The sequence below is a fragment of the Sulfurimonas sp. genome (assembly GCF_023228785.1).
In the GTDB taxonomy this organism is placed as follows: domain Bacteria; phylum Campylobacterota; class Campylobacteria; order Campylobacterales; family Sulfurimonadaceae; genus Sulfurimonas.
The window spans coordinates 1-19,922 of record NZ_JALOAN010000039.1 but is presented as its reverse complement, the minus strand read 5'-3'; the positions used below and the strand labels follow the sequence as shown (position 1 = coordinate 19,922).

Sequence of the window (19,922 nt, the reverse complement as noted above, 5' to 3'; positions counted from 1 at the left end):
GTCCCAAAGTAGGCTTCTACGATTGGAATACCTAGATATGTGGTATTTCCAAGTACTCCAACTAACATCAAAGAACCTGTTACCTCTTTTGAAAATGCAAATATTTTACAGAGAAAAAAGACAGCTAAAGCACTTGTAATTAAAACTATCCACGCTATAAAAACAGGTATAAAAATCTCAAATGAGAAAGAGAGTTTTGGAACTTTAAGTAAAATAAGAGCAGGAATTGAGATATAAATGATAAACTGATTCAAAATTAGTGGAGTATTTATTGCAAAGATATCTCGTTTACTAATGATGTAGCCTATAAATATAGCACTAATAATAAGTGCAAAATTTTCCATATATTAGCCTCTTAGCTCTTTGATGGCAGCATATGCTTCATTTAGCTCTTGAGTTTTAACCTCTGCAAACTTCAACATATCTTGTGGCAATCCTTTACTAGCAATAGAGTCATAGTGATACTCTTTAATGAGCCGTCTATAGTTCTTTTTGATAGTGTCAAAAGAGTCATCTTTAGAGGATTCAAGTGTTTCATAGTATCTATCAAGATTGCTAAATGATGACTGTGTATTTCTGTAGTTAGTATGATTATAATCTTGCTTTTTATAACCACTGTAGTATTTGTAGCTTTTGCCTTGCATTGTAAGCAGACCAAGTAGTAGGAAAAAGTTAAAAGGAAAAAACAGTATTCTCGGTGCAAATATCAGAAGTAACACCCCAATAATAATACTCCCAAAACATATACCTAACCATGTTATTTCTAAAAATATACCTAAAGCAATAAGAGCAAATCCGAGAATTTTTCTCATAGTACAAAAGCCTCTATAGAGCTAGTAAGTTCACCAAAGTAGTTTTCATTCTTATACACTAAAACAATCCTCGTCAAATAAATTTTTAAAAGTATAACAAATGAAGCTATCGAGAGTGTTTAATGGGCTTTTTTTCTCTAAGTTTGTCTTTTTTACTCTTGCCCTTTCCTTTTACTGGAGCAGGACCTTTTGTCTTTTTAGGTGCTTCTCCAACTAAAGCAAAACCTTCCACACTCTCTCGCCTTAACTCTATATCACTTCGTTTTTCTATGAGTTTAAAGTGTTCCATATCTTCATAATCTATAAAACTTATTGCCACTCCAGATTTACCAGCGCGCGCCGTTCGCCCTATCCTATGAATATAATCAGCAGGAGATCTAGGTAAGTCATAATTTATGACACAGTCAATGTCGCTGATATCTAGTCCACGAGATGCTATATCAGTTGCAAAAAGTATGTTTACTTTTTTTTCTTTAAACGCCAAAAGTGTTTCACTCCTAGATTCTTGCTCTAAGTCGCCGTTAAAAGAAGCTGCTTCAAATCCATACTTTCTAAACTTCTCAGCTATGTTATCAGTTGCTCGTTTGTTTGCCATGAAAACTAGCACTAGACCCCATTTATTATCTTTTAACAACGCTCTTAAGAGTGGTCCGCGATTTTCACGGTTAACTTCGATAACTCTTTGGTTTATCGCCTCTACTGTCGCTGTCTCTTTAACACTAACTTCTATGGGGTTTTGTGTGATTTTTGAAGCAATATCCTGCATCTTTTGTGGATAAGTTGCTGAGAAGAGTAGGTTTTGGCGTTTTTTAGGAATGGCATCTAAAACAAGTTCAAGCTCCTCTGCAAAACCCAAGTTAAGCATCTTATCTGCTTCATCTAAGATGAAAAACTCAATATGTGAGAGGTTCATCTGTTTTTTACTCAAAACATCTAAAAACCTCCCAGAAGTTGCAACTAAGATATCACACCCATGTTGGATCTCATAGAGCTGATCGCCAATGCTCTCTCCACCAATAACACTTACAACTTTAGGCTCTTGCTCTAAATTTGCCCCAAAAATCTTAAAAGCTTCTGCAACTTGCTTGGTCAACTCTCTAGTCGGTGTTAAAACAAGCACCTTGATTTTAGCTTTTCCTTCGCCTCTACTTTTAGACCAAAGTTCTAAAGTTGGTAAAACAAAACTAGCACTCTTTCCACTTCCTGTTTGAGCCATCGCCATAATATCATGACCTTCTAGAACAAGTGGAATAACTTTTTCTTGAATAGGAGTTGGCTCTATGAAGTTATTTTTTTGCAAAGCAAGTTGTATAGGTTTTGATAACCCAAGTGTAGAAAATGACATATGTGGCTTCCTTATTAGTAAAAAGTATTTTAGTAGATAGGGCATTATAGTGAGAGTTATTCCTATTTTAAAATAGGTCTCAATTTAGCCCCTCTTTTTATATTTAAAAATTAAATATTATATTAGAAAAAAATGAGCGATGATCAAATAGCTAATAGCATCCCATTTATCTTCAACCACACTTTTTTCTCTTCATAGTTTGGCATTATTTTAGATACTTCTCTCCAAAATCTTTCATTGTGCGTATGGATTTTTAGATGCACCAACTCATGCGTGATAATATAATCAATAACGCCAATAGGCGCCATGGCGATTTTATAGTTAAAGTTTAAGGTTCCTTCTTTTGTACAAGAACCCCATCTAAATCCTAGATCCATTATGTTGAAATGTGGTTTTAGGACATTTGCATCTTTACATATTATCTTTAGTCGTTCATCTATTTTAGATTTTAGATGCTCTTTGTACCACACTTTAAACATATCTTGTGCTTTTACTTGCTGTTTCTCTCCAAGAGTGAACCAACCATTTTTTAGTTTAAGCTCACTACTCTCTTGTACAATTTTAAGTCTATAATTTCGCCCTAGATAGCTAAAGCTTTCACCTGAAATAAACTGTTTTTGAACTATGTTTTCTTGTATGGAGTTTTTAAGTGCCAATTTTTCCCAAATCCATAATCTTTTTTTATGGATGTGTTTTTCTATCTCTACTTCGTCCAAAGCATGTGGAGCATTTACTACAACTTTTGCATCTCGCTCTATTGTGATACCTATACTTTTACGACTAGAACGGATAAGCTCATACTCAATTTGCAAACTTTAAACCTTGCAACTCTTTTTGGTTCTCTTCTGTAAGACTCATAAACTGCTCTTTTATAGCTGATATGTTTTTTATAAGACTTTTCTCTTTTGAATCTGCTACTAAGCTTACAAGATAATTTTGTAGCCTGTTTCTACTATTTTCTCCTGTAGTTCCCCAAAAGTCAACTCTCTCTATCTCTCTAGTTGTCATCTCAATGGAATCAATAATTAGTTTGATGATTTTATCTTTTTGCTCTTCTTTTATCTCTTCATCATAAAAACTAAGCAACATGTCATAGAATGGCATACAGACACCACAACCAATCTTCTCAAAAACTTCTAAAATCTCTCTCCCACCAACCATATCTTCTTTAAACTTTGAGAGTTTCTCTACTAGCTTATCCCACTCATCTTTGTGATTTGCAATAATCTCTTCTAGTTTTTGGGCTAAAGATTTATAGTAGTGTGGATCTTTATCGATGTTGATTCTTATAGTATATCTTATGGCATGTTCCATCTCAGATGCTACTGCTTTGTCTGGTCTATCTTCTATTGTCTCTTCAAACTCATCGTCAAATATCGATATAGCTCGTACTTTTGTCTCTATGCCCTTACTTACCAAATGCTCATTTATAAGTTTTTTAACCTTCTCTCCTACTCCTTCTATAAGAAGCTCTTCATCTCTATAACGCCTATGTGCTTCATTTTTTATAAGCCCTAAAATCTTCACATCCCCAAGCAAATAGCCCTTTATAGGATGTGGCAATATAAAGTCAATTAATTTTGTGTACTCTTTATAGTGCATTTTAAACTCGGCTCTTAGTTTTTCATCCCCTAGCATTACAACCGCATCTTCAAGCGTATGTTCATTTATCTCATCAACTCCATTTTGAGCAAAAAACTGCATCACTTTTCTATGAGATAGTTCTAACTTTGTAAGCTCCTCGCTAAAGTCTTGCATAACATCTGCTACATCTTCATCTTCATAGTTTGCAAGAGCTTCTTTTAGGTGAGCTCCTACTCCATAATAATCTACTATAAGCCCTCTAGTTTTGCCCTCATAAGTTCTGTTTACCCTTGCAATGGCTTGGAGTAGATTGTGAGCTGTTAGTTTTTTATCAAGATACATCACTTGCTCTATGGGTGCATCAAATCCAGTAAGTAACATATCGCTCACCACTAAAAAAGCTAAGTTAGACCTCTCTAGTGGTTTTTTAAAGTCTGCTACTGCTTTATCTTTATGTGTTTTGGTGGTATATTCTTTTGGAAAGTCATCGCTGTTATCATTATGTTTTGCAGAGATAACTACGCTAGATCTAAGCTCTCCTATCGCATCTTTATACTTTTGAAGTGCTTTGTTGATAGCTTCATTGTAAAGAAGAGCAGCTTTTCTTGAAGATGTTACTACTTGAGCTTTGTAGCCATTTGGCAAGATATTTTTTATGTAGTGTTCTACCATATGTTTAGCTATCGCTTCTACTCTTTTTGGGGCTTCAAGGATATCTCCTTTTGTTCCATACTTTTGCTTTATAACTTCAACTTGTTCAGGTGTTAAGTCTGCAAACAAGTCTTCAAACTTAGCATCAAACTCACCTCTATTTTCTAGTGTATCGTTTGATGTCATCCCCTCATATATTATAGGAACTGTTGCACCATCTTCTACCGCTTCACGAATCTTATAAGTATCTATATATGTACCAAATGAGCCTAGAGTTTTCTCAACTGGTGTACCTGTAAATGCGATTTTAACAGCATCAGGAAGAGCTTGTCTTAGAGCTGAGCCAAACTTAGAGTACTGAGTACGATGTGCTTCATCGATGAGCACTATCACTTTTGAGCTATCAACCCCATCGTTTATCTTTTCAAACTCACCATCATTGAACTTTTGCATCATAGTCATGTTGATGTTACTTACATCGTTAGATAGCTTTTTCTTCAAGTCATTACCATTAGCAGCCACTAAAATCTCTTCGCCTATAAGTGTAGCTGTCTCTTCTAGTTGCTCTTGTAAGTCACTTCTATCTACTATGAAAAGTATCTTATAGTCTTGTAGCTCCTCTATGCCTCTTGAGTGCTTTACCAAAAAGACCATAGTAAGAGACTTTCCGCTTCCTTGAGTGTGCCAGATGATTCCATTTCTCTCTTCTAGCGTTTTTGCTTCTAGGATTCTTTTTATGGTCTTTTTGACTGCTCTGTACTGCTGATACCTACAGACTATTTTGACTCTTTTTCTACCACTTCCCATAACAACTATGAAATCTCTCATGATTTCTAGTAGATTTTGCGGATGCAACATCCCAGCTACTAAAATATCCTGCTCATCGGCTCCAAACTCACTCAAACTTTTTGGATATGGATCCTTCCAACTTAAGAAGTGTTCAAGGTTAGAGCTTATGGTTCCACTCTTTGCCTGTGTCCTACAACTCACCACCACAAAAGCATTGGTATGAAAAAGTTTAGATGCACCCTCGCCCACCTCGGTTCCTCTTGTATTCATATAGCGTTTAAGCTGCTTTACACCTTCTGCTATAGGATCTGTAATATCTGGAGCTTTACACTCTATGACAACTAATGGGACGCCATTTACAAAGAGTGTAATATCTGGGACAATGGTCTGAGCACCCTCAACTAAAAACTGCGATACTGCTAAGAAGTGATTGTTTTGTATGTTTACGAAGTCTATATATTTTACAGTTGGAGACTTTGCACCTGTTGTGTGATTTAGATCTACAGATGTGTTTTCTATGAGTAAAGAAGTAGAAGCAAGATTGTTTTCAAAAAGTGAAGAGTGGTTGATGTTTTTGAGTGTGTTTATAACTTCTTTTACTTGCTCATCTATTAGCCAACCGCCATTTATCTTTAGTAGTGAACTCTTTAGAACATCTTCAAGTATGACATCTTTAAAACTCTCTCGCCCTAAAAGTGCATTAGTAGTGCGGTGTTTGTTGTCACGATCGGATATGCTCAAAACATCCCAACCCAAACTTTTAAGCTGTTCTAAAAACTTATCTTCCACAAAAGCCGCTTCTCTTATCCAACTACTCATTTTTACCCTCTTTGTTTAACTTTTTTTATTTTTATCAAATTTAGCCTCTCTTAGTTCGTTTTAGAGCTTCAACTTGGACTATGGATTTCCTTAGTTCATTTTAGAACCTTAACTTGGACTATAGATTTCCTTAGTTCATTTTAGAGCTTCAACTACTACTATAAGCATCTAAATATCTACTAAAAGCATAATGCTTATTTCTTTGATATCCAGTAATTTCTTTTAAAATATCTTTTTCTTCAAAATCTTTTACAAGTAAACTTGCTGTAGTTTTAGCAATATCTAACTTCTCTACAATATCATTTATGTTCAAAATAGGTTTTTGATATAAAAACTCTATCAGTTTACTTGCGTTATGAGCTTTTTTTCCAAACTCTATCACTTTTGTATCCATATCTTGTTTGATATTCAAAATAGTTTGAAAAGTTTCAACTCCGCTATTTGCAGTAACTATCACAGCTTCTAAAAAGAACTTTATCCAATGGATAATATCGTTAGTAGTTCTCACATTTGTCAAAGCTTCATAGTATGCACTCTTATTTTTTTCTATAAAATCAGAGAGATAAAGTGATGGCTTTTTCAGAAGTCCATTACTCACAAGATAAAGAGGAATAAGAAGTCGCCCAATCCTACCATTTCCATCTAAAAATGGATGGATAGTCTCAAACTGATAGTGTGCAATAGCTATTTTTATAAGATGTGGTACGAAAATTTCTTCATTGTGTAAAAACTTTTCTAGGTCACCCATAAGTTCATTTACTTTGTCATGATGTGGTGGGATAAAATAAGCTGTAGCTAAACTAGCACCTCCTATCCAGTTTTGAGATTTCCTGAATTCCCCTGGCTGTTTTGATGCTCCTCTTACACTATTTAGAAGTGTCTCGTGGATATTTCTAATCAAACGATTTGAGATAGGTATGTTTTCAAGCTCTTTGATAGCCATATTCATAGCATCTACATAGTTTCGCACCTCTTGCCAATCATCTCTTTTCTCTGGATCAATTTGCTCTTTTGATATAAGAACTTCATCCATCTGGGTTTTGGTACCCTCTATTTTGCTAGAGGTGTTTGCTTCTTTTGTGATGTGCATCTGTATAAATATATCTACATTTGGGACTATCATAGTAAAAGCATTGAGTTCACCTAAAGCTCTTGTAGCATCTTCAAGCATTGTATTTATCTGTGGGTCATTCCATGTAAATGTATGGTTTATCATCTCTGGCAAGAAACTTTTGTATTTGTACTCTTGTTGTAATGCACCTGCTTTAAAATCTTTTAAATTCATTTTATTTGTACTCCTTATCCACAATTATCTCCCAGTATCCGCCTCTAGCACCGCCTATTCGCTGGATAATCTTTTGCTCTTTTAATTTTTTGATATGCTTTTCAATTGCTGTTGTGCTTATTTCAAGTTCACTTGCAAGTGCTGTGATTGCTATTTTTGGATTAGATTGCATAAGTTTTATGATACTTTGCTGTGTTTCACCCAACCTTTTACCCAACCTTTCACCCAACCCATCAGGTAAACTTTTTTCTTGATTAAAATAAAACTCAACCCACAAACCATTTTCCCATCTAAACTCTGGTGTGATACCATTAAATTTTTGAGATTCTTCTATGATTTTCTCTATTCCTCTACCCCATGATTCTATGTTTTCTAAAGAAATTTCGTAAAGCTCGTTTTGGGATTCGTTGATTTGTAATTTCAAAAGCTTCTCCATATTTCCAAATCTTCCCACTCTTTTATAAATCCCATAGCTTCCATATCTACATTTTCATACTTTTGCAAAAGAGTTTTTATCTTGTTTTTAAAATCCATTTCATCATCTCCGATGCAAGTAAGGATATATTTAATAACACTCAAAGCAAAAAATACTTTTTTTTTACTATTTATCAATGGTGCAAAAATAGGCTTATTTCGTGGTATTTCAAAACTAACTCCCAAAGTTTTATTCCAAAGCCTACTATGATGAGCACATGCATTTCTAACACTTGAAAGTGCTTTAAACAATTTAAAAAACACAACTTTATTGATATTTCCCATTTTTGCTATAATTTGTGAATGGTAATAAGCTATTTGTGTTCGTAAATATATCTCAATCACTTCAATAGATTCAAAGATAATTTTTCTAAGTTCGGTATCAAAATAATAAAGTTTAATAATATCTTCAAAAGTTGTATTTGGCAAAAAATAAGCACTAATTCTATAATAATTTATATGTTCTAGTTTTGATAAAGTGTATTGTTCATTTGAAATAATAAATTTTTTTTCATAAAGTTTTTCTAACTGTTCTTGAAATGTTTTATGCTCTTTGGTGTAAAGGTTGTTTTGATTTTTTAACTCTTGGAGTTGTTCGCGAAGATTACTCATAAAGAAGACCCTCTCTTTGGCACATTGTTAAGAGGTGGAGGGGGTGTGTTGATGAGATTGTAACCAATTGCATCTTTAAGGTTTATTAAGCTCAAACTTTCACTATTGGCAAATGCACTTATCCATTTGATATACTCATCTTTGTATAGTCGTTTAAATTCTATGTTCAATCTATATAAATTTATAGGTTTGTCAGAATTTGCAATATGCATTTTTTGCATATTGCTTTTTTCATCAACTTCATTATCTCTAAATATGTTGTTTATATGCCTACTAATAACACTTTGTTCTTTTTCAAAAATATCAGATAGTTGGGATTGAGTAAGCCAAATAGTTTCGTTTTGTACTGAAATATCCAGCTCTAACTCACCATCGTTGTAGATAATGATGTTTGATTTAATTGGCTTAGCTATCATTTAAATCCTTCAGATAATTTAGTGAAACACTTATCTTTATAAGATTGTTTAAATTCTATGTTCTGGGATTCTTTGAGTTGTAGGTTCATATTGATCTTTCCATTATAATCTAGCTTTTTTATACTCTAAATATCATTTTTAAATTTTGAATTCGCTTTTGATTTTATCTTAAATCTTACATTATCAATAAGTTGGTTCATATCAATCTTCCCTAAAGAAAAATCAATACAAGATTTTATACCAGTTTTAGCACTTGCTACATTTGCATCATCTTTATCTAAAATATTTATTTGCATTTCATTAAATTTATCTTTTTGACAATCATCATTATCTAATGCCATGGCAATATTTGTAAATAGCTGTGAAGCATGAATAATTGACTCTTGTACATCACTATTCGATTTAATGTACAAATTCAATATAAAAATATTGTCTTTATCATTAAAAGAATGAAATTCAAAACCAACAGTTTGTAAATTATGAATAATATGCAACAAGGAAGCTTCACTCCGTATGTTAAAATTTATACTTTTTGCTTCATCTGTCATCATAATTTCTTCAGTATAATTTAAATAGATAATTACTTCTGTTAATCTTAAAACATTATAAACACTATGTACATAAAATGCTATCTCTTTGAGTTGACTATGACTCAGCATTTGAGTTTTTCGATTAATTCCTTTTCCATAAGCTACTTCAATATTGTCTTTAGTAATATCAAAATCTTTGTGGTCTGAAATATTTCTCCATTGACTAAATACAATATTAAATATTGGATCTTTAGTTAATTCATCAAAATTATTTAGCAGATTTAGTATATCTCCAAATGTTTTAGATGATACATCTACAAGCGTGTTATCTTTATTAAATTTCCATATTTTGTAAAATAATTCTATTCGTGGTTTGTAGCAACTTTCTAATGTATAATTTATCACATCAAAATAATATTCTGCTAAATCTCTTGGAGAGTATAATGAAAGATCTGTAGGTTGTCTAATATAATATGATAAATACAAACTATCAGCTTTTGAAACTTTTGATAAATTTAAAGCCAATTCTTTAATAACTTGATCTTTATCTTTTTGTATACAATCACTAAAAACTTTTAGAATTTTTTCGAGTAATTGCTCGAATTTTTCTTTTTTTGCTATATATTTTATATAACTAACCAGCTCCGTTCTCAGTAACTCTTTATTTTTGAAAAATGTCTCTTCATCCCTAAAGTGTTTCAAAAAAACTTCTTTTATAACTTGATTATAGTCATCAATTGTCAAATTAACATCATATTGCAGTGTTCTAAAAATATTATGCATTTACCCTCACTTTTCCACTAAGTAAATCACTCATAAGTCCTTTTTTTAGTTCTTGGAGCTTCGATAGGTTTTTTTGTTCTGATTCTATCTTTTTATCTTGAGTGTTTAGGATTTTGGCTATTTGTTTTTGTTCTGTGATTTGTGGTAATAATAATCTTAAAGAAAATAGACTTTCTTGATTAATATTACTATTAGCACTAACAGTACTTTTTTGAAGAAGTCTCTGCCTAAATAACTCATCATGAAAATAGTATTTTTTATAATCGTTATTAAAAATCTTTTCTTTTGAACGAAATCTAATAATAAATCCGCTATAAATAGTATTTAGCATATCTTCTTTAACTAGTGCTGTCAAACCAACACCACTAGGCTTTACAGATGAGCGAATAAATAAAACATCACCTTTCTTTAAACTGTAGTTTTTTAATTCTTCCTTAGTTGCATTGACTAAATCAAAATCACTATGTTTAATTTCCCAATGTCCAAATACATCTTGTAAATTTACAAAAGGTATCCCAAAACCAAAATCATCTTTAGATTTATTAACACCATTTTTAAAATTACCAATTTCTCCTAAGCTCACAACCTCCCACTCTTCTGGGATTAGTCCTAGTTTGCTTTGTTTGTAGGTGTGGGTTTTGGGTGAGCGGATTTTGTCTTCTTGGTCTATGCCGTTTGTTAGTAGCTCTTGCATGAGAGCTTTTTTGATATTTTTCTCTTTTTCTATGATTTTGTTTGTGTTTTCTATGTTTTTATCTAGTGTAGAGAGGATTTTGGCAATTTTTTCTTGTTCTTTTTTTTCTTTTGGAATTAATACTTCAACTGTCTTTAAATCAGACTGATTTAATTTAGAACGAGTTCCACCTCTAATGTAGCTAGTTATATTTTTATGCTCAAATGAATAGAATAAATAATCAAATTCAACATTATTATTAGGTTTTAATACATGTGCATGATTATTTATCCAAGATTTTCCACTGATTTTAAAAGCTATGGGTTTTTTTTCATACTCATCAAAATTACCACCATCTTCTGCTAATAATATTAAATCTTCATCAAATATATGATCATTTATGTAATCAACAATTGTATTTGCACCATAGTAAGGAATATGTCCTTTCATGTTTTGTCGTTCTTCATCATTTAAAGGAATTCTCAAATTATCTAATATTTTACAAAGTGATGATACTTGTTTTATCTCCCACCCTTCAGGCACAACAACCCCACTCATAAATAACCCAACTCACTCAAAAACTCTTTTATCTCACTTGTTGCTTTATCTCGCTCTTTTTCTATCTCGCTAAGGCTTACTTTGTACTTGTCCCATAGGTTCTCTATGGTTTTTATGATGCTTTGTTTTTTCTCACTTAGGTATCTCTCTGCTTCACTCATCGCATCTAGTTTTAGCTCTGTTATCACTAGCTCTTTTATGTTTGGTGTCTCTTTAAATAGTTGTTTTTTTAGCTCTAGTATATGCTCTCTTATTATTACTTTGTCGTTTTCTACTTTTGAGTTTTTTAGCTTTTTGCTAAGCTCTTGTAGTTTGGTATGTAGTGGTTTTTTTACATCTGTTAGTGAGTCTATAAACTCTTGGTTTGAAGATATAAAAGCATCACTTAGTAGCAAAAAGTCGTAACCGTTGTTTTTGATGGACTTGATGGTAAACTTGTTTTTTACCCACCATGATGCAAATATCCCTCGCACTTTAAATCTATCTAGCACCACACTACCATCAAAGGCACTCTCTATAAGCTCATAGCCACTTGTGTAGAGTGTAGCTATGTTGCTACTCTCATCATCTACAAGGTTTTGGTAGTTGTCATACCATGTGGATACTTTCTCATTTACTCGTGCATCTGTAGTTATAAATGCTTCACTACTCTCTAGTAGCTCTCTTATGTTTTGCTTCTCTTTTATGCTTGCTAAAAAGTTGTAGTACTCTTCATCTTTTGACTCAAAAAGCATTGCATCTCTTACTTTGTAACTACTCATAAGCTCACCGCTCCACTCCTCTTTTGGTACACCACCTACTAAGTGTGCTTTTACATCGTGTGGGGTTGGTGGTGGAGTGTTGTCTACATATCTTCTTATGTTTAGGTTGAAACCCTCTTTTGTTATATCTTCTAGGCTTACAAGTTTGGAGTAGCTACTAAGTTCAAGGCGGTTTTGATAGACGAAGTTTATCTTCTCTATATCTTCCGCTCTTAGGAGGTTTTGGTTTTTGCCCTCTTTATACTCTGCATCTGCGTTTATAAAGAGGATTTTGTTATCTTTTTTGGCTTTGTTTACTATAAGCAAAGATGCAGGGATACCAGTTCCATAAAAAAGCCCACTAGGCAGTCCTATAACTGCTTCTAAGATATTTCTTTTCTCTATAAGTTCTACTCTAAACTCACCCTCAACACTTCCACGAAAAAGTACCCCATGTGGCATCACTACGCCCATCTTGCCGTTGTCTTTAAGAGATGAGAGCATATGTTGTACAAACATATAGTCGCCCTTCTTGCCATTTTCTGGCATGAAGTGAGAAAATCTTTCTTTGTACTTTAGATTTGCTTTTATGTAGTTTTGGCTAAATGGTGGATTTGCTATCACTCTATCAAACTGCATGAGTTGCCCATCTTTTGTATGTAGTGGGTTTTCTAGCGTATCATCGTTTTTTATGTCGGCGTTTGTTATGCCATGGAGTATCATATTCATCTTACACATCGCCCATGTTGTGGCTATGGCATCTTGTCCGTGAAGTGAGAAGTTGTCAGAGTTGTATATCTCTTTTATGTGCTCTTTTGCTTGTATGAGCATACCGCCACTTCCCACAGTTGGGTCGTAGATGCTCATGCCAGGTTGTGGGTCTAGGATTTTAGTAAGAAGTGTTACCACTCCGCTAGGTGTGTAAAACTCTCCTGCTTTTTTACCAGCACTATCTGCAAAGTACTTTATGAGGTACTCATAAGCAGCACCCAAAAGGTCTGGAAACTCAAAGTCTTCATCACGAAGTCTTATCTTGTCAAAGTGTTGTATGAGTTGGATGAGTTTGCTATCGCTTATCTTAGAGTTACCCACTTTTTTGTTGAAGTCTATGTGCTTTAGTACATCTTCAAGAGATGTCATGTTAGCTTCTTCTATGCTTGAGAGTGCTATGTTTAGAGCTTCACCTAGGTTTTTTTTGAGATGTCTTAGGCTTTGCCATCTAGCATCTTGTGGGATGTTAAACGAAAAACTATGACCCTTTAGTAGCATCTCTATAGTGCTCTCATCATGTCCATCTTTTTGGTATCTGTCTTTTACTTTGGCATACTCTGCCTCGTACTGATCTGAGAGTCGTTTAAGAAAAAGCATACCAAAAATGTATTCTTTAAATTCACTAGCTTCCATCTTACCACGAAGAATATCTGCTGCTGAAAATAGGTGCTGTTCGAGTTGAGAGAGTGTGAGTTTTTGCATATATATGATTCCATAATGTTAAATGAATATTTTATTAAAGTAATTATTTTAGCTTAAAGTTCTTAAATGAGTTCTGGAAGTCTTTAAAAGTCAATTGTTTATGAAGTACTAAAAATTTTCTCTAATTACCTCTTCTATTGATTGAATTTCTTCATCTGTTAATAGCGGGTAATATTTTTCTTTTTTTATTTTAGATAGTTTTTTATCGTTTTGCAAGATAAAAGTAATCAGACTTTTTATCTTGTTATCAGGCATTTGAATTATTTCATTAATAGCCTCATATGAGTTATCAAAAGCACTTAAATATTTTAGCTCATCAGGCAAAGTCTCTTTTATGGTCTTCTCTACACATTGATAAATAAATTCACAACTTTTCGTACAATCATAATATCTATATAGATCATCCGTATCATTAAGTACTATTACATTTCCACTATTTGTAGCTTTGTACTCTATCAGACTCATTAACGGCTCTGTATGAGATACTAATATATCTCTATATTTTTCTATCTCATCTAAAATAACATTTGAAATAGGAAAAATCATACCTTTAGGATAAAAATCTCTATTTGCTAAAACATGATGAATGAGATATCTGTGTATTCTTCCATTTCCATCTTCTAAAGGATGTATGTACACAAATGAAAAAGCTATTATAACTGCTTGTAAAATAGGATCAATATCAATATCGCTCAATTTAGTTTCTAGCTCTATCCAGTCTTGTATCAGAGTATTTAGATCTTTGCTCTTTGCTCCTATAAATTCTGGTATTGGATAATTTTCTCTATCTCTGTCACCTAAAAATACTTCATCATCCCTCAACCCTATTTTTATAAATCTAGAATCTTCTAAGAGTATTGCATGAAGTCTTTTTATTTCATCTATGCTCAAAGGAGTTTTACCAGCCTCATTTATAATCTTGCCCCAATTTTCAATCCTGTTCTTTGGAGGACGCTCTCCTTCTATCTCAAATGACGCTTTTGAATCTGATAGCAATAAAAAGCTGGCTACTCTTCTAATAAGTGCTTTTGAAACTCTACCTATTACCTTTGATATTTCATTACTTAGGTTTGCATCTATAAAACTTTGAAGTTTTTTTGTTCTTTTTATAATTGGACAAAAGTTTTGAGTCCCAAGAAGATTATTGTTGATTTTATGTCGTTTTGATTTTATATGTTTTTGATTGACAATATACTTCTTTTCATCCAATAGATCATCATACTTGCCAGCGGAAAGGTCTTGAATCGGTAGCTCTATTTTTAGTAAAAATTCGTATAAAAACCATATTTTTTTACTTAGAATTCGTTTAGGATTTGCACTTATATTTTGTGATATATCTTCAATTGTAAACATAGCTAATACTCTTTTTAGTACCAACAAATCTAAATACTCATGTTTTATAGCAAATTCTAAATGAGTGTAAGGCATGTCCTCAACCATAAGTTGTGCATCAAATATCATCCATTTACCATTTCTTAATATTTGTGATGCCAACCTTTTTTCACTTATGCAGCATAATTGTCTCAATGGTAAATTAAGGTCAAAGTTATTTATCAACCATGAATAGCCAATCAATTTGCATGATTTAGGAAGTATCTCATTTTTAAAAGCTATCACCATATTGAGTAGTCACCTTACTGGGATTTTATTAATCTGATAGGGAAATTATTAAAATAATAACTTATTATCGGGATTAATTTAATTTGCTTGTAGTATATCGTATATATATTTATATTTTAGGTATTTTATTAATGTAGCTGTAGTAATTCTAAAAACAAATATAATTTTTACTGAATTGGCGTTACTTAAGAACTATGGTTTATTTAAGATAATCATTTGAAAGTGCAGTGTGTAGGTGGTGGGTCCTATGTGACTCGAACACATGACCACTCCGTTATGAGCGGAGGGCTCTAACCAACTGAGCTAAAGACCCACCTGTAGTACAAAGCCTTGCTTTGTAGGGCGAAATTATAGTCAATATATCCTTATATTATTCTTTTACTGCACTTTATCTTTTATTTTGTACACAACTGCATATAAAAGTGGAAGATATATAAGATTTAACACCGTTGCCCACGCTATACCAAAGCCTAGAGAGATTGCCATTGGTTGGAGGATAACAGCTTGACCTGATGAGAAAAAGATAAGTGTAGATAGTCCTAAAACTGTGGTTAGAGATGTTAGAAGGATTGGTCTTAGTCTTGTTGCAGCTTTTTTCATCAACTCTTCTGTATCCTTTGCATGTTTTATAAAACTAACAACTATAAGTCCATCGTTTACAACGACCCCTGCAAGCCCTACTATTCCTATGAGTCCTGGCATAGTTAGGTTTATACCCATAACCCAGTGACCAAAAAAGACTCCTACTAAAACAAGAGGTATAGTACTTAAGACTATAAGTGGTTTTTTTATAGAGTCAAAGAGCCAAACAAGGGTTATAAAGATCAAAAATATAGCTATAACAGCGGATTGAAGTAGCTCTTTTATGTTTTTTGTGTTCTCTTTTTCTTCCCCTTTTATATCTACTCTATAACCATCATCTTTTAATTTGGCAAACGTTGATTCTAATATTTGCATCGCTTCAGATGAAGTAAGTAATTTTTTATCCAGACTTGCCATTACTGTTCTTATTCTTGTTCCATCTTCTTTTTTTAGTGCCACAAAACCTTGGATCATAATAAACTCACAAACTTCATGCAAGGCTACAAACTGATCAGTTGATGGGATCTGCACCTCTAAGTTTTGTATGGAGTCTATCTCTTGGTTCATGCCACTCTCGATTCTTATGCGAACAAGTCCTTCATCATTAAACATCTTTGCGTACTCACCTTTTAGGTAGTAAGCGCGAAGCTCTTGAGATATAAGCTCTTCGTTAAATCCTAACTCTTGTCCATACTCATTAACTCTTAGCTTTAACTCTTTTTCTCCCGGATTAGCATCATCTGAGACATTGTTAACACCTTTGATATTTTGCAGTGCATTTGAGAGGTACTTTACGCCCTCTAAGATCTCATTTTCACCCTTACCGCTAAGACTTATCTCGATGTCAGAGGCAACAACTCCTGCACCAGGAACTTTTACAACTAGCTCTTCATAAAGCTGATTATCCCCTTGTTTCATCTTTTTAAATGGCTCTACTATTTTTTCCATATCTTTGGCAATATCTTGTGCAGAGCTTTTTCTCGTTAGTGTGCTTGCATCGTACTCTAGTGCCAAGTATGGACTTATATATGTATCAAATATATTAACAGGCGCTCTCTCTTTTAAATCTATAAAGATATGAAAATAGTTCTCTCCAGTCTCAACCATATTTTTGGCATCCATCTTAAAGCCAATTACCGAAGTAATAGAAGAAAAATCAGACTCATTAGTGTTAGCTAATAGTTCCCTCTCAAGATCTGTAATTATTTTTTCTGTATCTTCTAGCTCACTATTTACATTAACTTTTCCATAGATATAGATCTGAGTATTATCAAAGTCGGGAAAGAGTTGAAATTTTGAATGTTTTATAAAAACAAAGGTTAAAAGCAAGATAGATGAAACTATAACAATAAGTGAGATCCATTTGCCTCTAAAGAAAAAATGTAATATATTTGAGTGCCATCTATTCGCATTTTTCCAGAGTTTTTTTGTAAAACTCTCTTTTTTTGAAACCTTTAAAAAATCATATGCATGAAGTGGTAAAAAGTAAAATGCTTCAAACAAGGAAGAAAGCAGAAGCACTGTTATCATAATAGGAATGATCTTTATAAACATTCCCATCTCTCCACTAAGAAGCAACATTGGTAAAAACGCAAAGATAGTAGTTAGAGTAGCCGCCAAAACCGCAGGAAACATCTCAACAGATCCAACTATGGCAGCCTCTCGTCTATCCATACCTTCTTCTAGGTGTCTGTATATGTTCTCTGCTACTATTATAGCCTCATCAACTAGCATCCCTAAAGCTATTAGAGCACCTAGAAGTGAGAGCATATTTATAGAGTCTCCCATGATATTTGTAGCGATTAAGCCTATCATAAAGCTCACAGGAATACCAATAGCTACAACAACTGCAATACCTCGATTTATGAAGATAAGCATAGCTACAAAAACTAGCATCAAACCAAAAGAGATGTTTGTAAAAACAGTATTTAGTCGGTTTTTGATCCAGATAGACGTATCTGTATAGATCTCATAATTTACTCCGATGCTATTTTGAGATTTTGTTTTTAAAATCTCTCTTATCTGCTTAACTAGAGCTATTGCGTTTCCATTTTCAGACTTTGTAACATTAATAGATACATTTCTCACACCATTATAGTGAGAGAGTTCAGACTCATCACTAAGCTTAAACTCTATATCTGCAATATCTCCAATACGAACACGAGAAGATCCCACGCTTATAATAGTATTTTCAACACTCTCTTTCGTTTTTTCTCCATTAAATGTTGAGATATAGAGATGATTGCCTCTCTCTTTTATAGTTCCTATGGGGAAGATTGAGCTTATATTTTTTAAAGATGCTACAACTAAAGATGGATTAAGATCATAAGCTAGAATTTTCTGTTCATTTAAAGTAACAACCATTTCATCATCAGCATCACCGCGGATAGTTACTTCATTTAAATCTTTTATGCGACTCAGTTCTGTCTTTAGATCTTCTGCTAAAAGTAGAAGTTCTTTTTTACTTTTATCTCCAGCTAGAGCGATAAGAACAAGAGGAAAATTATGTAGCTGGATCTTAGCTATTGGCTCAGCCATATCAGCAGGTAGATCTTTTCTCACGCCACTGATGACATCCTTTACATCACTTAAAACTGTAACATTTTGTGAGCCTGTTTTAATGTCACTAACAATAGAAAAAGAGCCATTTTTTATAGTAGTTTTTATATTTTCTAACTCATCTACGTTTTGCAGTCCATCTTCTATGGTCTTTACAACCATTTTATCAAGTACATCAGCAGAAGTTCCTACATATCCACCACTTATGCTAACTTTGTCCATGTTCATAGGTGGAAAAATCTCTTTTGGAATACTTATATATGCAAAGATTGAGAGTGCAAAAATAAAGGCTAAAAGTATATGGTTTAAAAGCGGTTTGTCTATAGCAAATTCAATAAAGCGTCGAATCATTTTCTTCCTTGAAGAGAGTCTTAAAAAAGTGTATCTAGTATCTGATTTTTATATCTAATGGATTCAACTGAAGCGTTTATAAGTTTATTTTCTTCTACGAGCGTGTCATACTCGCCTTTTAGTTTTGAGATGTCTCTACTCTTGAAATATATGCGTTGTTGTATATAGATCTTAGGAAAAATTGCTAAAGATATAAAGCTCATAATCAAAAGCATAAAAACAAGATACTTAAAATCAAGTCTCTTTTTTTCATTTAAAAGATCATCGATCTCACTTAAGAGTTCATCTCTATCTTCCATAGTGAAAAACTCTCATTTTAGCACTTCTGCTTCTAGGATTTGTCTTTAGTTCATCTTCACAGGCAGTTATAGGCTTTTTTGTAAGTATTTTTCCCAAAGAGTTATCTCTTGAGCAACTGCATCTAAAGGCATCATCATCACAAATGCAGTTTTTTGACCACTTTGAATAGGTTTGTTTTACAATTCTATCTTCAAGTGAGTGAAAAGATATGATAGCGATGATGGCATCACTAAAGTTTGAACGTTCAATGCTCTTTAAAAGAGAGTTTAACTCGCCTAACTCATCATTTACCTCTATGCGAATAGCCTGCATCAAAAGTGTAGCTGGGTGAATTTTTTTGCCATGAGGCAGAAGATGTTTGGTAGCATCGCTTAACTCTTTTGCAGAAAGAAAAGGTCTAGATCCAACTATAGCAGATGCTATTTTTTTGTAGTTTCTAAGCTCGCCATACTCTAGTAAGATCTGCTCTAACTCTTCTTTTGAGTACTCATTTACCACCTCTTTAGCACTAAGGGGCGCATCTTTGTCCATTCTCATATCCAAAGTATCGCTCTCATATGAGAAGCCTCTATCTCTTTGGTCAAGTTGTAAAGAAGATACACCGATGTCGGCTAAGATGCCTCTTATATTATCAGTTCCGTATTCAGAGATTATCTCATCTATCATACTTGAAAAACGACCTTTTTTTATGACTACTCTATCTGCATATTTTTCGAGTCTTTTAGTTGAGAAGTCTATTGCTGTTTGATCTTGATCTATGGCTATGAGCATAATATTTGGATTTGCTTCTAGTAGCATGGAGGAGTGACCGCCATATCCCATAGTACAGTCGATAATAACCCCCTCTTTTATATCTTTAAACGAGTCGATTACCTCTTTGTATAGTACGGGAATATGTGGGATATCTTGCAAAAAAAACCTTTAGTAAAATTAAAGCAATTATACTTAAAATTTGTAAATTTTAAT

The 19,922-nt window shown here is 33.2% G+C and carries 16 protein-coding genes and 1 tRNA gene; all 17 read right to left on the bottom strand.

Annotated features, from left to right (window positions below):
- A partial coding sequence (locus M0Q24_RS09590) for an AEC family transporter (protein ID WP_295050127.1) occupies window positions 1-344 on the bottom strand: 344 nt, incomplete at its 3' end.
- Between the two features lie 3 nt (window positions 345-347).
- Window positions 348-812 carry a DnaJ domain-containing protein gene (locus M0Q24_RS09585; RefSeq protein ID WP_295050125.1) on the bottom strand — a complete coding sequence of 155 codons (465 nt, stop codon included), beginning with the start codon at window positions 810-812 and terminating at the stop codon, window positions 348-350.
- A gap of 106 nt (window positions 813-918) precedes the next feature.
- A complete protein-coding gene (locus tag M0Q24_RS09580) occupies window positions 919-2,157 on the bottom strand; it encodes a DEAD/DEAH box helicase (protein WP_295050123.1) in 1,239 nt (412 codons plus the stop codon).
- Window positions 2,158-2,300: 143 nt separating this feature from the next.
- Window positions 2,301-2,969: a SprT family zinc-dependent metalloprotease gene (locus M0Q24_RS09575; protein WP_295050122.1), complete on the bottom strand. Its 669-nt coding sequence runs from the start codon at window positions 2,967-2,969 to the stop codon at window positions 2,301-2,303.
- Entirely contained in the window at window positions 2,959-6,000 is a 3,042-nt protein-coding gene (locus tag M0Q24_RS09570; RefSeq protein ID WP_295050120.1) for a type I restriction endonuclease subunit R, read from the bottom strand. Before M0Q24_RS09570 ends, M0Q24_RS09575 begins: the two co-directional genes overlap by 11 nt.
- Window positions 6,001-6,148: 148 nt before the next feature.
- A complete protein-coding gene (locus M0Q24_RS09565; RefSeq protein ID WP_295050119.1) occupies window positions 6,149-7,285 on the bottom strand; it encodes a Fic family protein in 1,137 nt (378 codons plus the stop codon).
- A gap of 1 nt (window position 7,286) precedes the next feature.
- Complete coding sequence (locus M0Q24_RS09560; RefSeq protein ID WP_295050117.1) at window positions 7,287-7,709, bottom strand: winged helix-turn-helix transcriptional regulator; 423 nt, start codon at window positions 7,707-7,709, stop codon at window positions 7,287-7,289.
- Window positions 7,706-8,371, bottom strand: coding sequence for an Abi family protein (locus tag M0Q24_RS09555; protein WP_295050115.1), 666 nt, complete (start codon window positions 8,369-8,371; stop codon window positions 7,706-7,708). Before M0Q24_RS09555 ends, M0Q24_RS09560 begins: the two co-directional genes overlap by 4 nt.
- Complete coding sequence (locus M0Q24_RS09550) at window positions 8,368-8,787, bottom strand: hypothetical protein (protein ID WP_295050113.1); 420 nt, start codon at window positions 8,785-8,787, stop codon at window positions 8,368-8,370. The genes M0Q24_RS09555 and M0Q24_RS09550 overlap by 4 nt, the downstream gene beginning before the upstream one ends.
- Window positions 8,788-8,912: 125 nt before the next feature.
- Window positions 8,913-10,100, bottom strand: coding sequence for a hypothetical protein (locus M0Q24_RS09545; protein ID WP_295050111.1), 1,188 nt, complete (start codon window positions 10,098-10,100; stop codon window positions 8,913-8,915).
- Complete coding sequence (locus tag M0Q24_RS09540) at window positions 10,093-11,331, bottom strand: restriction endonuclease subunit S (protein WP_295050109.1); 1,239 nt, start codon at window positions 11,329-11,331, stop codon at window positions 10,093-10,095. Before M0Q24_RS09540 ends, M0Q24_RS09545 begins: the two co-directional genes overlap by 8 nt.
- Window positions 11,328-13,544: a class I SAM-dependent DNA methyltransferase gene (locus M0Q24_RS09535; protein ID WP_295050107.1), complete on the bottom strand. Its 2,217-nt coding sequence runs from the start codon at window positions 13,542-13,544 to the stop codon at window positions 11,328-11,330. Before M0Q24_RS09535 ends, M0Q24_RS09540 begins: the two co-directional genes overlap by 4 nt.
- A 108-nt stretch (window positions 13,545-13,652) precedes the next feature.
- Entirely contained in the window at window positions 13,653-15,038 is a 1,386-nt protein-coding gene (locus M0Q24_RS09530) for a Fic family protein (RefSeq protein ID WP_295050106.1), read from the bottom strand.
- Window positions 15,039-15,400: 362 nt separating this feature from the next.
- Window positions 15,401-15,477 (bottom strand) — tRNA-Ile (locus tag M0Q24_RS09525).
- Window positions 15,478-15,542: 65 nt separating this feature from the next.
- Window positions 15,543-18,656, bottom strand: a complete 3,114-nt coding sequence (locus tag M0Q24_RS09520) for an efflux RND transporter permease subunit (RefSeq protein WP_295050104.1) — start codon at window positions 18,654-18,656, stop codon at window positions 15,543-15,545.
- A 20-nt stretch (window positions 18,657-18,676) separates the two neighbouring features.
- Complete coding sequence (locus tag M0Q24_RS09515) at window positions 18,677-18,955, bottom strand: hypothetical protein (protein WP_295050102.1); 279 nt, start codon at window positions 18,953-18,955, stop codon at window positions 18,677-18,679.
- A complete protein-coding gene (gene rsmH / locus M0Q24_RS09510) occupies window positions 18,945-19,868 on the bottom strand; it encodes a 16S rRNA (cytosine(1402)-N(4))-methyltransferase RsmH (protein ID WP_295050100.1) in 924 nt (307 codons plus the stop codon). Before rsmH ends, M0Q24_RS09515 begins: the two co-directional genes overlap by 11 nt.
- Between the last annotated feature and the right edge of the window lie 54 nt (window positions 19,869-19,922).

Bases quoted from the DNA above. Each gene is read 5' to 3' on its own strand.
- M0Q24_RS09580 (WP_295050123.1), bottom strand. From the start codon at position 2,157: ATGTCATTTTCTACACTTGGGTTATCAAAACCTATACAACTTGCTTTG.
- M0Q24_RS09570 (WP_295050120.1), bottom strand. From the start codon at position 6,000: ATGAGTAGTTGGATAAGAGAAGCGGCTTTTGTGGAAGATAAGTTTTTA.
- M0Q24_RS09545 (WP_295050111.1), bottom strand. From the start codon at position 10,100: ATGCATAATATTTTTAGAACACTGCAATATGATGTTAATTTGACAATT.
- M0Q24_RS09520 (WP_295050104.1), bottom strand. From the start codon at position 18,656: ATGATTCGACGCTTTATTGAATTTGCTATAGACAAACCGCTTTTAAAC.
- M0Q24_RS09555 (WP_295050115.1), bottom strand. From the start codon at position 8,371: ATGAGTAATCTTCGCGAACAACTCCAAGAGTTAAAAAATCAAAACAAC.
- M0Q24_RS09585 (WP_295050125.1), bottom strand. From the start codon at position 812: ATGAGAAAAATTCTCGGATTTGCTCTTATTGCTTTAGGTATATTTTTA.
- M0Q24_RS09540 (WP_295050109.1), bottom strand. From the start codon at position 11,331: ATGAGTGGGGTTGTTGTGCCTGAAGGGTGGGAGATAAAACAAGTATCA.
- M0Q24_RS09515 (WP_295050102.1), bottom strand. From the start codon at position 18,955: ATGGAAGATAGAGATGAACTCTTAAGTGAGATCGATGATCTTTTAAAT.
- M0Q24_RS09535 (WP_295050107.1), bottom strand. From the start codon at position 13,544: ATGCAAAAACTCACACTCTCTCAACTCGAACAGCACCTATTTTCAGCA.
- M0Q24_RS09550 (WP_295050113.1), bottom strand. From the start codon at position 8,787: ATGATAGCTAAGCCAATTAAATCAAACATCATTATCTACAACGATGGT.
- M0Q24_RS09565 (WP_295050119.1), bottom strand. From the start codon at position 7,285: ATGAATTTAAAAGATTTTAAAGCAGGTGCATTACAACAAGAGTACAAA.